Annotated in this window: 14 protein-coding genes; 1 reads left to right on the top strand and 13 read right to left on the bottom strand. The window is 31.6% G+C overall.

Annotation, left to right across the window (positions count from 1 at the left end; all coding sequences use genetic code 11):
• Positions 1-298: 298 nt before the first annotated feature.
• Positions 299-1,690 carry a M1 family metallopeptidase gene (locus tag COE53_RS16545; protein ID WP_098948409.1) on the bottom strand — a complete coding sequence of 464 codons (1,392 nt, stop codon included), beginning with the start codon at positions 1,688-1,690 and terminating at the stop codon, positions 299-301.
• A gap of 369 nt (positions 1,691-2,059) precedes the next feature.
• On the opposite strand from COE53_RS16545, the gene COE53_RS16540 reads away from it, so the two are divergent.
• Entirely contained in the window at positions 2,060-2,488 is a 429-nt protein-coding gene (locus COE53_RS16540) for a DUF4362 domain-containing protein (protein WP_098948408.1), read from the top strand.
• 286 nt (positions 2,489-2,774) lie between these two features.
• On the opposite strand, the gene COE53_RS16535 is transcribed toward COE53_RS16540, so the two are convergent.
• From COE53_RS16535 to COE53_RS16480, 12 genes are all read right to left on the bottom strand, one after another.
• The gene (locus tag COE53_RS16535; RefSeq protein WP_180242438.1) at positions 2,775-3,098 is read right to left on the bottom strand and encodes a DUF4304 domain-containing protein; all 324 of its coding nucleotides are present in this window, start codon (positions 3,096-3,098) and stop codon (positions 2,775-2,777) included.
• A 131-nt stretch (positions 3,099-3,229) separates the two neighbouring features.
• A complete protein-coding gene (locus COE53_RS16530) occupies positions 3,230-3,478 on the bottom strand; it encodes a hypothetical protein (RefSeq protein WP_098948406.1) in 249 nt (82 codons plus the stop codon).
• 984 nt (positions 3,479-4,462) lie between these two features.
• The gene (locus COE53_RS16525; RefSeq protein ID WP_180242437.1) at positions 4,463-5,056 is read right to left on the bottom strand and encodes a DUF4304 domain-containing protein; all 594 of its coding nucleotides are present in this window, start codon (positions 5,054-5,056) and stop codon (positions 4,463-4,465) included.
• A gap of 204 nt (positions 5,057-5,260) precedes the next feature.
• The gene (locus COE53_RS16520; protein WP_098948404.1) at positions 5,261-6,118 is read right to left on the bottom strand and encodes a LolA family protein; all 858 of its coding nucleotides are present in this window, start codon (positions 6,116-6,118) and stop codon (positions 5,261-5,263) included.
• Entirely contained in the window at positions 6,115-6,681 is a 567-nt protein-coding gene (locus COE53_RS16515) for a sigma-70 family RNA polymerase sigma factor (RefSeq protein WP_098948403.1), read from the bottom strand. Before COE53_RS16515 ends, COE53_RS16520 begins: the two co-directional genes overlap by 4 nt.
• Before the next feature lie 208 nt (positions 6,682-6,889).
• On the bottom strand, positions 6,890-7,486 hold the full coding sequence (locus COE53_RS16510) for a hypothetical protein (protein WP_098948402.1): 597 nt from the start codon (positions 7,484-7,486) through the stop codon (positions 6,890-6,892).
• A gap of 192 nt (positions 7,487-7,678) precedes the next feature.
• A complete protein-coding gene (locus COE53_RS16505; RefSeq protein WP_098948401.1) occupies positions 7,679-8,245 on the bottom strand; it encodes a hypothetical protein in 567 nt (188 codons plus the stop codon).
• A gap of 146 nt (positions 8,246-8,391) precedes the next feature.
• Complete coding sequence (locus COE53_RS16500) at positions 8,392-8,766, bottom strand: hypothetical protein (RefSeq protein WP_098948400.1); 375 nt, start codon at positions 8,764-8,766, stop codon at positions 8,392-8,394.
• 402 nt (positions 8,767-9,168) lie between these two features.
• On the bottom strand, positions 9,169-11,322 hold the full coding sequence (locus tag COE53_RS16495; RefSeq protein ID WP_098948399.1) for a S9 family peptidase: 2,154 nt from the start codon (positions 11,320-11,322) through the stop codon (positions 9,169-9,171).
• Positions 11,323-11,458: 136 nt separating this feature from the next.
• Positions 11,459-12,400, bottom strand: a complete 942-nt coding sequence (locus COE53_RS16490; RefSeq protein WP_286162586.1) for a hypothetical protein — start codon at positions 12,398-12,400, stop codon at positions 11,459-11,461.
• Positions 12,401-12,412: 12 nt separating this feature from the next.
• Positions 12,413-13,270: a hypothetical protein gene (locus COE53_RS16485; protein ID WP_098948398.1), complete on the bottom strand. Its 858-nt coding sequence runs from the start codon at positions 13,268-13,270 to the stop codon at positions 12,413-12,415.
• A 730-nt stretch (positions 13,271-14,000) separates the two neighbouring features.
• Positions 14,001-14,801 (bottom strand): hypothetical protein, encoded by an 801-nt coding sequence (locus tag COE53_RS16480; RefSeq protein WP_098948397.1) that lies wholly within the window; start codon positions 14,799-14,801, stop codon positions 14,001-14,003.
• Positions 14,802-15,150: the final 349 nt, after the last annotated feature.

Below are 15,150 nucleotides of genomic sequence, written 5' to 3'. Positions count from 1 at the left end.
CCATTTCTCATGATATAGATTACTTTTAATGTAATTCTCCTCATCTTAATTAAATTCAATTTAATACTCAATTAATCCTTTTCTCGTTAAACTATAAGCGTTTAAATCAATAATGATTAATCCACAAAGTAAATCGAATTATTTTCAACAAATACTTGATAGTTACTCTAAATCAAAAATTAACCTTCGCGGATGAAATTTGAAAATGTAGTTATAGTTGTTTTATTAGAAATTCATAAACTTCTTCTAATCATCGTTGTAAACGGTGGATTGTTAAGATTGGACCAACCACTACTGGTTAGCTTTCGGCAACATTCAACCATTTTTCAAATATTTTATCTTCTTTTATTCTCAGTTCGTATTTCATAAACCTCAGAAATTCTTTTGTATCCACCTCTTTATATTGATAGTAAGCAAAATACTCTTTTAAAAACCTTTCCATTGTTTTACGACCACCGTGTGCATTAAATATTTTCAATAATTCATGCGCAGACTGACCATACACATAACTGGAGTATTCCATAGGAATATATTGATCAATTGATAGATTAGAAGGTTTTGGTTCTAACTTAATAGGCAGCTTATAATTGGGAATTTCTTTTTTTCTTGCTAAAAATAAACTAGTTGCTAATGATGCAAACCCTTCATCTAACCATGCATCATGATAGGGATCATTGCTGATTACTCCATAAAACCATTGATGGGCGATTTCATGAACAATCATACTTCTTGTATTAATACTTCTACCAGTTGAATCAACAGTTACAACCCCTGGATACTCCATCCCAGCATCACTTGCAATGATATCCAATTGTTTAAATGGATAAGGACCGATTATTGATTGAAAGTATACCAATGATTTAGTTGCCGCATCCAGAGCAACCTGCTGTTCACTTTCATTAAAATTTAATAATCTAATATCAATCTTACCAACTTTTTTACTAATTACGCTTGGCTTTTTTAGGATTCCAACAAAGACTTCTTTTACATTTTGGACACTTAATTGATTCGAAGGTTTGCTTGAAAGTTCATCTTGGTCACTAGTTGTGATAACGGTGTATTCATTTGGCACTTCATATATTAGGTTAAAGTTACTGAAAGCTGTATGATATGATTCGCCCTTGAACTGGTAAGGAAGTTTATTCCATCCTCTCCCTTCTATGTAAGTCGGAACCATAGGGTACCATTGTGCTAGATAAAAGTTATCACTTTGTTTCGTAAATTGAAAACCATTGTCAGGTAAGGTAAATGAATAAGAGATTGATATTCTAGTTGTTTGATCAGGCTCTAAAGTTGTTTTTAATGGAATAGTTAATTTATCTTGAACAAGGTTGTATGGTGAATGAATATCATTTACACGAATACTTTGTATGTGGATTTTTGACGGATGTTGGAGTGTGGGTGAGTTTTCTTTTGTAAACATGTTTGGTATAAAATATAGTTCAACAGAATTCAATTTGTCTTTCGAAGTGTTTGTAATATCAATGAAAGCTTGTACATCAAACGTTTCATCTTTTTTCATTTTTAATGAAAGATTGTAGACTGTGTTTACACCAGGTGACTTACTAATTGGTTTGAAATTTTCCTTAATAACTTTACCTGTTTGCATTGAATTACTATCCTTTTGGCAACTAGCCAAAATCAGTGAAATGACTATTATTAAGAAGATTAAACTACTTCTATTATTCATTAATTTCCCCTTTCTTTTCTCAGAAATCTATTTCTTCAAACATTTTTGCGAAAAGTCAATAATGGAATGTTTGAAAACATACTGACTTTGATTATTACTAAATTTTACCATAAACATAACATCTATTGAATTGTCTTTTAGAACTACTCTTTACAAGTCAATTAAATGAACTCCCAATATAGACCATTTTATTAAGCAAAATTATTTGTATACTTTAGAATGCTGTAGCTAAGGGGAATTTAACCTTTTTATAGTTAAACAAGGATCACGATACACAGAGAGTTTTTCATAGTTTTAGATAAATAAAGGGAAATTATCTAAATTCTAGAAATTATAATTAATTTACTAGAAGAGGGGCTGATAAAACAAATGAAAAGAAAACTAATGATGGGAATGAATGGTTTTATTCTATGTTTGGGGTTAGCTGCTTGTAATGGTACACACAAATCGAATTCTGCACAAACCCTTCCTGAATATAAGCCAGCAGTTGATGATGTAATAGATACCCATGGAGAAGTGAAGAATAAGTCAAAGTTTCTAACATTTTTAGACCATGTTAAGAAAGGGGAACCCGACCAAGTTAGAGTGGTTCATTACACTACTGAAGGCGACCCAATTTTACATGATTTACACTATAACGGAAAAGAGATTTACTCGACTGTTGACACAAGAAGAGACAATTTCGGAGATAAAAAAATTTATGCAACAATTTGCAAAACCATTGTAGTGACCGAATCGAACTATGTATTGACTAGTTGTAAAGATTCCACTCACGATACGTCCATCTTAACAAAATAAATAAGTTTAAAAGCACCATTCAATTGAAGGGTGCTTATTTTTATTTCAGATCATTAATTTTCCTAAAACTATCTTTTCGTTTACTTGAGATAGAAAAAAGCTATCGAAACAGCTTATTGATTGCTCAACAAAGCACGCGTTAATTGAATAAGAATTAATCAATATCAAGGAATTTTTTTGTTTCAAGTGTAGTTTGAAATAAGAGTTCAGGTTCTTTTTTAAGTAACTTTTGTAAATCCGATATGCTCTTTATCGAAAGTATGTATTTGTTAATATTCTTATCAAATTACTCAATTAATAGTTCTTTTTCCACATTATGAATTTCGATAAGATCTGCTAACTTTCTATTATATTTAAATTTGAAACGAAGACGTATATTACCATCAGTGTAATTAGAGATTTCCTTAGTATTCAAATCTTTAATAACATAGCTCAAGTTAAGATAATATCCGTTTGAGTAGCTAGTTTTTTGTAAACCTAAAACAGAAATAATATCTTCATTGTCAAAGTAATAATTACTTCTTCTTTTTTTCATCCCGTTGGCTAGAAAAACTTCATCTACGAATTTTTTGAACTCTTTTATATCCATAAAAACTCCTTTTAAAAGCATTCTCATCTACTCCAATAATAACATTCCTTTTTAAGCTAATCTGCCATTATATTGAATAAGAAAAAGCGATTTTCTATTAAAGTATCGCATTCGATAGTTGATTTAGAAAAAACTATTTTAAAGCTCAAATATTAAATCTCAAATAAAGTAAATTGTTCTGATTCCACTTTCTTTTTCTTTGTGGATTTTTTCTTTTCAATTACTTGTTTCGAACTATTATTTACTTGAACAGCTATTTTTACTGCACTTATATAACTGTGCTCTTTATTGCAATTTGGACAGATGTATATCTGTTTGTTAATACGTGAGTCAGCTAGTTTCATACGTTCTTCTTTTGACATTCCTATGTTTTTAGCACATTGCCCACAAGTTTTCTCCATTACCTTCAACCCCTTTTCAAATTCTTTTCTGTAAGATCTTAAATAAAAATCTATTTTATTGTTTTTAATCGCTCAGTAAAATAACAATTAATTATACCATGCCTTTATTAACTCTCCTGCCAAATACCTAGATAAGAAAGTAGGGAAACCTTTCTCAAGGCTTCCCCCTTATCAAACCGTACGTGCCCTATTAAGGCATACGGCTTACCCATATGTTATATTGATTACCAAGAAGTTGCGTTCCAGGCATTATGCATCCACTCTTGACTCAATACGTATTCCACGCCTTTCCTTAATGTTCATCTAATCGGTTTTACCGCAGTAACTCGATTTTTAACATAACATCTTGTCAATGACATGGAGCCATAGGTCGTTCCCCTTCCGTTCATTCGATGTTATGGTCATCGAACTACTTCCGTACTATGAGAACGTCTGACTTCTCCACCCGTTCTTCATCACTTCGGATTACCCTTATAGATTAGAACCCTGCCCGTTCGGTAAGGTGGAGATCTCACGGGGTCATCGCATTTTCCTTCAAGACATACCCTGCACCATCACGTTATAAGCCACATTTTCTCGCTCTGACTTCTAAAGAAAATGCCGTTTTAGTGGGCTTCCTCACTTTTCGCAGAGTCGCCAACTTATCCCGCCGCCGTGCTTCACACTTCTTGCATTAGGGTCTATCTTTTCGTCTACGGGTCTCTCGATTTACCGCATCTCCTTCAGACACTACCTCGCGATAATGCCCTAGATTAGACTTCTCGAGCTAGGTCAGTCTCCTCGAGTATGGATTTTCACCATCTGGAATTCATTATTTTATCTTTCATCCAGTCGTTACACCGCAATGCCGTCTCTGTCCAGATAAGAAAATGAAGGGCGCTGACTGAGTCAGCACCCTATGCGACTGCCCGTCGCACAAAAGGCAGCCAATGGCTGCTCTTGATCTTCAACTAACGCACTGCTTTAGTTGAAAAAGGTATTCTATTAATCCACGTTTATTCCAATCTTTGTGGCAAGTTCCTTTATATACTCTTTTTGTGAAGTTAAATACACTTCTCTCATTCTTTTTTGTGCTTTTTCAGGATAACCGTAATAATGATAAAGAAGTGTTAAATGATGAGGGCATTCAAACTCCCCTTTTTCATCCATTATTTCCAAAACATTTATAATATCTTCAACGTTTTGATATTGTTCAAAATATGGAAGTATTACATTTACAATGTCACTTTCCACCTGCTTTTTTATTTCTTCAATATCCGTTTTATCTGATATCTTATACCAATTTTCACGTATATTTTTTATATCACTTATTCGTAGTCTTAACATCGAGTATAATTCTAATGGAAATATTGGAGATTTCAATCCATCTAAAGTGGTATATACTTTATCGCAGTAAATTCCAGTATTAAATAAAAACTCTACCTCATTTTTTGTATTCCATTTAGAAGATTGGATGTTAACAGTCCAAGCAAAGTCGGGAAATAGTTTAGCAAAGTTTTTTCCTTTCTTCTTAAATCCCTTTGCTTTAAATAAAGGTGCAATTGTTTCTTTAATTAATTGATTTAACTCATTCTGCATATTCATAATTTCTCCTTGGATGGAATGCATTGTATAACTGTTCATTTATAATAATTTATCATAATGAATCCTAAATGTCTTATTGAACTATGCTGCCATTTACTTCAATAAAAAAATTGACTTAAATAGCCGATCATGTTTTACAACTAAATCATGTGTTAGTTCAATACGAACAGGATTCATCACAAGATTAAAATACATTCTTTATTCATCTTCAAATTTCGGATTACTTTCTGATTTTTCCATATACAATTCATATTCTTTTTTCTGTTCTTTAGACATTGATTTCGGGTTACTAGCATTAATTACATGTGCTCCTTTAGGAGCATTCATATCAAAAATACTTTGAGATATATGTGCATTAAAATCTAATTTCAATAATTTAGAATTTTCTACTCGAGTATAATTAGGATGAATTTCAATTTCTCTTACAAGGAATTCAGTTTCATTATCAAACCATAGTTCCATTTTTTCAGTATCTGATAATTGAACCAAATATTTTTTTACAGACCGATTAAAAAATATGTCAGTTCCTAGATCTTTTATTTTGGAAGGATTAAGTTCAGAAAAGAATGTCTTTTCAAAGTTTAGGCTGTTTTTTTCATCATTTTTTTCAATTAAGAAAATATCTGCTTCCTTATCATATGAAACAATGATTTTACCATCTGAAATTGAATAGTTGCCATTTTGACTTTCGTCCCTTTCTTTTTTCCCTGAAATATATGTAGTAAAGACATCACCATTCTTATATTTTTCAACTGCCATAATGACACCATTAGATGGAAGATTGTCCATTTTCTCGAATTTATCAGCAATTAATAAATTTAATGCTGCTTTTATTGATGCTTTAACAGGTGGGACATTCATTAAACTGATACCCATTACTAAAAATACACTACAAGCTAAAACAAACTTTTTCCAACCTTTTATTTTTTTCTTCTTTTTAATTGATTGTTTTAAAGTTCTTTTTACTTTAGCACTTTCTAATTCATTTACTTCCATTTCCTCAAATTCATTTAAATCTATATCAAGCTCATTCAATAATGCATAAATATCTTTCATATTAAACTACCTCCTAGATTAAGATTTGTAGCTTTTTTTGAAAGTTTCTTCTTTCCTCTATAAATCCGATTATCTATCGAGGCTTTGGTCAGACCGAGCTTTGTAGAAATAACTTCCGTTTTTAGTCCAAGAAAATACTTCATAATAAAAATATCCCGATCAACAGGCTCTAATTGATTAATTAACGTGATTAGTTCATTTTGATCTTCCATACAAATGATTTCATCTTCTACTGATTTCTCAGCGGTCAAATCCATGTTAGTTGAGGTGAATTCAACATTTTTCCTAATCCTTCTGTAATAATCAATTGCCTTAAACTTAGCAATCGCATAAATCCATTTCTTGAAATCTGTCGAATCACCATTAAATTTTTTTGAATTATTCCAGATTGAAAGAAAAATATCATTAATACATTCTTCTATGATCCCATTATTATTAAGTGGAGAGAGAACTTGGTGGGTTACTCCCTTTATTAATGGCAAATATTGATCAATAATAAATTCTAATGCATCTTCTTTTTGTCGCTGTAATCGCTGAATAAAATTTTTATCATTAGACTTCATTTAACCATTCCCTTATTTTTTTGTAAAAGGCTTTACACATAATACAACGTATATAAAATATTTTTTTCTCACATTTTTTTGAGGAAATTCCGCTTTAGAATTTCAAACTTATTTTATTGAACTTTCCCTTCTTTTACTTTCAATAAAAAAGAGTACCGACTAGGTACCCCTCATCTTCAACTAACACATTCTTAGTTGCATTATGTATCTAAAAAATTACTTTATTATCCTTATCTTGAATTTTAACTTTCTCAATTTCATTCACTCTATTAAAAAAATATACTTTTTTATTTATTTCAATATCCTTAATAAATTTCTTACCTTTATTATCTACAATCATTAGCTTATTTCCTTGTTTTAATAGAGAGGGATTATCAATAACTACTCCAGAAAAATTCTGTTGATTGTCCATTTCTCCAAAAGTTGTGACAGTATTATCAGAATTTAATGAGGATTTAAACGAACCACCTTCATGAACTTTCCCGAATATCTTTGTTAATTCATAATATCCATATATATTTTTATTTTCATAAAATAATATTGTTTTATTTCCAACATTTTCAATTTCTGGAGATTGCAATTTATGTTGAACGGCAAAATTTTTAGCTTCTTTAAATGACAAATGCTCTACATAAAATCTTTCAAATAAATTAAAACCTAAAAAAATTATTATTAAGACAGCTATAAAAATAAACAGCCTATTTTTAAATACCATGCTTTTCTTTACAACCTTTAATAGCGCAAAACCTATTAAAAATATTACTGCTAAAACTATTAATATATTAATTAAGCTAAAATTATTCATTTTCGCTCTCCTTAAAAATTTATCTTAACAAGATTATTCGATACAAATATTGATTTCTTTGATCAACTAATCCGCTAACTCTTTAATTTTCAATGTGCATTCATCTTTATTAATTTGAATAAATTCTATCAATTGATTTCTTAGTCTGATTAGCAATCTACGAAAGTGTCTGCACTGTTCAACAAATATGTTTTAATTCATTAAGTCATTTTCTGTTATCTTATTACCGTCTTTATCAAAATACTCATATTCATACTCAAATTTGTTGTCTTTGGCTTTTGGCATATCTTCTAATTTCATTAATACTGCTGATTTTGGATGTAAGTTAAATACGATTTCTTTAGTTGATTCTCCTATAACTTTTATTTTCATTTTGGATACGGGATTTTCACTATTTGAAACGACTAGCATGTGTTTCAAGTTTAAATACTTTCTAAATTGAACTAAAAACATCGAAAGAGGCTCTTCTGCATAACTTTCAATATTTGTCCATTTATAATTGCCATCTTTATTTTTATAGAAATGAATGTATGCAGGTTGATTGTTATATAAGAATGCAACTGTCCGCTCATTTTTTGAATCAAATATTTTTAAGATTTCAATTGCGTCTTTGTCTTCATATCCATTTGTTGATTGAATAGCTTGCACTATACCTCTTTCACTGTTCCCATATACTTGCGTAGATGGTTTTAAGAAAATAAAGAGGACAGAGCAAAGTATTATTACGAGAAAACCAATTCTTATTTTAGACTTTAACATTCTATTCTCCTATGAAATAATCGTAATTGAATACCTAATTTCGTTTATTATTGTGGTTTACTGTCTCTTTGTTCATAATAATCCTTAGCCTTCTCCAAGCTTTTAAGAATTCACTGCTTATATCTAAGAGTTAGCCCTATATAAATTTAATTCATAAATTGTTCTTGTAGTAATTGGATTGTCTTTGGGTCAAGTTTGTAAACTTTTCCGCCTATCCCAGATACAAGGTTTTGCTTGTAATTAACATTGTATTCATCTTTTTTACCCTCATCATTGATAAACCATAAAGTTATATCAGAACTTGGCATTACAATATCTCCTGATTGCTCTTTCTTTCCTTTGAATCCCTTTTCAAATGTTTCAATGCGATTATGGTCTTCATCTGCTGTATATATAATCGTGTCGACATCTGTTTTCCCAACAAGTGCAACAGTTTGAGGATTTTTAGTTTCTGTTTTCGTTTTCATTGAACATCCGAATAAAATTAGCGTACAACATAATAGCATGAAAATTTTCTTCATATATACCTCCTGTTTTTAATCATACTCTAATCTTATTCCCTCTAATTGATACAACATCCTTCCATTCAACTAAAAACACATCATTTGGAAGACTTCTTCCAATTGTATAAGTAGAAGGAACTATTCTCGCACGCAGTAAATATTCTTTGATTTAATCTACTTAATCACACTATTGTTTTCTTTTCACATAATCAATTGTTTGTTGAGTAATTTTCATTAATGATGTATCCTTTTTTAATTTTCTATTTTCTAATGGATTTTATAAACAAATTAACGCTTTATCAACCATATCTCCATTTATCACTTCAACGTTTTCAATAAAGCTATTAATTTAGAAATCTTAGATCTACAAGAAAGTGCCTAGAAAAATAAAATTTCCTAGGCACTCTCTTCGTTTTTATCTTAAACATAAGTATTAAACCATTTTACTACTCTTTCATAATAATCAATTAAGTTCTTTTCACGCCATGTTCCTTGCCAGTGATCCTCATCATAAAGAACCATTTCCGCTATTTTTCCTAATCGATTAAGCGATGAAAATATTGGTCCAGCTTCATCTTTACAAATGTGGTCTTTTGTTCCCTGTACAATTAATACTGGTGCTTGAATATTGTGTAATTCAAAAAAAGGTGAATTCCTAATATATCGTTCCTTATTCTCCCATAAAGTCACTGCCAAATTAGGTTGACCATCTTCAACCCATCCGTAATTATAATTTGGATGGTCAAACTTTGTGTACATGCTGATTAAGCTTCCCACCCCACCAGAAATAACAGCTGCTTTAAACTGGTGAATACGGGTGATTGCTACGAGAGCGGAATAACCTCCGAATGAGTGACCAATGATACCAATTCTGTCAGGATCAATTGCTGGGTGCTTCACGAGTTCATCCAACGCCATTTCAATTGCATGCGTAATTTCCGAAGCTGGCTCATGACTTTTCCGATCCATCGGCAAGTCTGGGGAGAATACGGCATATCCATTTGAGGCAAACAATTGATGATTATCCGCAAGATTTGAACTCATTCCGAATTTCCTAATGTTTTCAGATTGGATCGCTCCCCCATAAACACGCATTATAACGGGGACTTTACCCGTTCGATTGTTTGGTAGTAGTAATGCACCTCTTAATAATCGATCGCCTTGCTTCCAGAAGACAAGTTCTGACTTGCCAAATTTAGTCGTATCAATCGTACTTAATTTTGAACTGAGACGAATTTGTTGAGTTTGTACATCCAATATTTTGATACAAGGAGGTTCATTTGCAGATTGAGAAAAAAAAGCAACCATTTCTGATTTATTAGTGTTGTTATATACCGCTCCTCCCTCGAACCAAGGTAAATGTGCGCTTGGCTCTTCGACTAATTTCATACATTCTCCCGTTACGTAATTTACTTTATAAAATCCATATATTGCTTTCATCTTATCGATTGTTTGGACAATAACTTGATTAGTTCGTTCTGAAGCTGGCATGACAGCTACGATATCACGACCATCAATCTTAATCTCATTTATAATTTCTCTTTTGTATTTTCCGATACGCCATAGGCATCCTTTTACGATTAGTAACAGATCTCCATTAAGTAGTGTTGTAGGTCCATCATATTCTCTCCCTAATAGAATAGTAGGTTGGGCACTGAAACATTTTACTTTTTCAGATGACTCAATATCGATTGAATATACCTCACCACCTAATAATTCTCCAATCGAAGTGTAGATTAATGAATCATTGGTCTGTTCCCACGAAAAACTTAATCCATATTCCATTTTGATATTTTTTTCAAGATGAACAAGCTCATTCTTCTGTTCAATTGATGTAATACATAAATCATAGATTAATTGTTGAGAATGGATATTCTGGGTCCCTAAACAATTTGTAAAAGCAAGATATTTCCCACTTTTTGATAATTCCATTCCAACTGGAAATACATCATGAAAAAGAATGTTACTTTGCCCTGTTTGAATATCAATAATTGATATATTTGAATGATAGCGTTTTATCCAATTATGATTCCCTTGCTGAGCTGTTTGTTCTTGATTCGTTTTAAATACTTTAGGTTGCATATCATTTTTACTAGAGTGTATTTCGTTCGAGTTCTTAAATGAATAAAAATATGAATTATCAACTACTTTTAATGGCATCGATTTTACAATAATGCACTTTCCATCATTCGTCCAAATTGGTTTTTCGAATCCAAAGAATGGACGGACAATAGTGTCTGCTGCAAGTTTCACAGTTTTATTAGAAGGTGTCCATAACCAAACTTGTGCAGTATTATTAGTATCTGCGTAGAATGCTAGAGTTGTACCTACAGGTGACCATACTCCGCCCCAACTACTTTTCGCTTGATTGGTTAGCTGTAATGTTTCACCCGTTTCAAGGTTACATACCCATTGCGAGTTTCCTTCTACTACTTGCGATACTCCGCTAGACAGGTGTTGAGTTTGACCATTTAAACAAAAAGCAAGCCACTCTCCATTAGGAGACACTGACATCTGTACACGATCAGCAGGTTCTTTGATTTTAAGTAGCTCACTCACGGAAAGTTGACTCATTTAATTCGCTCCTTTATATGAAGTCTTTTTACATGATTGTTGCTAATACACAAATCTTATTTATGCTCCACTGAAAGAAAAAAGCACTTAACTAGACGTTAAGTACATTGGAAGTTCGCTCTTGTTACAGATATATTTACAAGTAGCCAAATACTTTAAATTGTTTATACCTATTTACTGCAAGAACTCCCATCCATTGTTGTCTTGCGATTTCAAAGTATTTAGGGTAACTTCCCCAACTCCATGAAATGTCCCAAACTCCATCCTTATTAATTTGTTGTACATAAAATTCTAAATTTTTTTCGATTAAATGACCTAATCTTTCGCATAGTGGATGGCTGGGATGATCAATAAAGTCTAATGGTAGAGTTTTATACCCTGTTCCCCAATTGGAATCGTCTTTATCTATGCATTTTTCTGCTAAATCTAGTATTTTAGTAGAGATACTTTCTAAAGAGCGGTGAGTTCTAAGTTCAAGCAGTTCTTTATACGGTTCAATTATTTTAATAAATTGCTGATAATTATTTATTTCATGTCGATCCATTTCATTTTTTTGCATTAAATGTTTAACTGCATTTCCAATCGAATGCCATCCAATTTCCGCAGACCCACTTTTCACAGTCGACCAATGTACTAAGAAAGCAGCTAGTTCTACCCCAGGATTAAACATCCAATTTTCTTGCACACCCTCTGTCCAATGCCACCAAGGCGCATGAGGATATTCATTTGTCTCTGCTAACACAGAATCCCACATACCTGATCCTCTATTATTTGTTTGAACAAGATAATCAATCATTTGTTTTGCCATTTGATGATCTGCATCCAAATCGATTTCCATCAAGATTTGTCCTGCAACCCACGTACCCATTGGAGATGAATTTGGTAACAAAAAATCTGGTTCTATGGCTCTACCAAAACCACCATCTTCATTCTGATACTTTTTTAATTCGTTCAATACTGATTCTTTATCACCATTCTCAAACTCAAAGTCAAACCGAGCGCTTTCTAATTTCCGACCGTTCATCTTAATAAATGCTTTGCCTTTCTCGAATTGATTTATCAGAATTTTATTATACAAACCGAACTCTCCTTATAAAGAAATCATGTCATAATTCTTTAAAGTACGTAATACTTCCATTGTAATAATACTTTTCCATTCCTTCTCCCCTGTATCAGCTTCCCAGTTTAAGATAAAATTACCCTCGTCTTCTTGGGAAAGTATCTCATTCGCTAGATAAGGTATAGTATGTTCCTTAAGGAGAGAATATAGTGAACTTCGGGGTGAGGGAGCATACCAAAAAGGTTTTGCGCAATAGTCATTTGACCAAATCTCTTTCCTTGTTTCGATTATGTCAAATATATTGGTTTCAACTTTTTCTACTATTTTTTCACGTAATGAATCTTCAACTCGTTCAGCTAATCGAAGAAAACAAAGTGTAGCAAACCAACCATCCTTATTAAGCAATGGTAGTTTTTTCATAGCTTGTTCTGTCACTTCAGCGAGAAAATGAGTAGGAACAAGTTCCTGATATTCATGTAAATAGGCAATTAATTCTGCACATGGATTCGCCCACTTATCTGTTATCATATAATATTCTACAGGCGAATCTTTTTGATTTGGATACCAATATTTGAGATCCTTATCATAGGAGTTCATTATATAATCAATACCGTTACGAACAATTTCCTCATTGCTACTAGCGTTAATATCATGTAGGATTTGAAACGCCATATTGGTATCCATGGCATTTTCAGATAACCTTTCACCTTCACCTAAATTTTTAAATCCACCATTTTCTCCTTGATACTTTTCTAGCTCATAAATAACAGATTTTTTACTACCGTTTTCAAAATGATATTTATATAGTTCTTTTTCTAAATCTCTACCTTTAGTCATTAAATATTCTCTTGCTAAGCTCAATTTAACTTTAGATAGCTTTAGGGTCACTTATTTTCCTCCATGGTATTTTTCTCAATTCCTTTAATACTGTGCATATTTCCATTTACTATTACTAGTTATCTTATTAGATACTTTAAGTATCAATCTATACATAACCCGTTGTATTTATTAACTCCACCAATTTCCTGTGTTTTTATTACTCAGCTTTACATATGAAGGAAATAGAATAATAATAAAAACACCAAATATAGAAGAAAACGATCACAACGTTATAAAAATTTGTGTATCAAAAGAGATAAATTGTTTTTGACCACAATTGGAGCAATTCACACCTTCCCTTGAGTAAGAAAGCTTCCACAATGATTTCTTACTCCATTTATAATCGCAAATTTGACATCTTGCCATAATAACTCCTATTCGCGTTTATTTTAAGATAGTAGAATATGTTTATCATTTTCACAGAAATTCGATCTAGATTAATTTTGTTATTTATTTTTATGGTTCATATTCGAAAAATAGTTTCTATCCCGAATTCTCGTTATGGATAATTGTGTATATTATCCAATTCTACATTCCTATATCAAGTCCTTTTTAAACTATAATGTCAGAAAGTAAAAAAAGAGCTGAATAATCAACAGCTCCTTTTTTTGTTCGAATAACGTTAGCTTTATTTGAAGTACAATGCTTCACTAATTAATTGTCACTTTGATTTGCCAAAATAACCAAAAAAGAAGCGCTCCCCTCTCTAAAAGAAACGCCCCTTCCGTATATAATATTTTTAATCGAACTTTTGGCATTGTTTATTGCTATCTTCTTGCGAAATATGTTTCTCAATTTTTAAATTTGTCACTTGTAACCCTGTTATATTAGAATCCCTTACAGAAAAAGTAAGTTTATCATAATCTCCACCGTGGTGTCCTGAATAGTTTAAAGCACTGGCAAAAATGAGATGTCTTCTGGGGTCCCCATCAATAGGTTCAATTCTGATTTTTGGACACATAAAAAAATCAGAATAAGCTGGACTCAAATAATTTAAATAACGTGTATACAATGCCTCTTCAAGCAACTCTTCTTTAGTAGGTCCGTCCAATTCTTTTCTCCACCCTACTACTAGCCAATCATAAAGAGGCTGTGACTTTAATCTTATTTTTTGGTTATTTTCCGAAACAATTAATTCTCCATCTTTAGCCGTGCAGATTTTTCGTTTATTGTCAACTACACACGTATAAGCGGGTTCAATGGTAATTACTTCATCGTTTGCCATTTTTAACGTCAATTTATTGGATGGATTATTTATAGATACCTTTGTTCCATTTACTCGGCTAGAGTTATTAAGCCAGTGTACCACTTTTCTGAGTACAAGTTCTTGAAAACCATCGTTAATACTGAATAAACGCTCTTGCCCAGAATCATTTTTAATTTTAATGTATTGAACCTCTTCATGCTTTAATGAGTGCGACATTAATTGTTCCAAAAAAGGAACCCGTTGATTGATATTATTCTTTGCTTCAGCTATTTGGCTGGATGAATTAATTAAAAATCCAATGAGGAATAGAATAACAAAATTATATTTCCTCATAATAGTGAATTTCCTACAACTATAAATATCAAAAAGCCATTTCTTACATGACAAGTTGTATCATCATAAAAATTACTTGTTCCCAAAATAACCAAATGGGTAACCTCCTAGCTTATATTAAACTCTATTTTTTAGTTTTGGAAATATCAATTACGATTATTCTTGTTCAACTTTACTGTCATTTAGTTCAACAAGAAATATCAGTCTTGTTCTTAAACAAAGCTATTAATTAAAGTTTTTATCAATTGTACCTCAGACCTCTTAATAAACCAGAACAAAAGTTCTTATTCCCCATAAATTATTGTATACAAGAACAAATGTTTGTGTATAATAAATAAAGATATAAAAA

The organism is Bacillus sp. AFS029533 (assembly GCF_002585125.1).
GTDB classification, from domain to species: domain Bacteria; phylum Bacillota; class Bacilli; order Bacillales; family Bacillaceae_G; genus Gottfriedia; species Gottfriedia luciferensis_B.
This window is presented reverse-complemented; position numbering and strand designations above follow the sequence as displayed.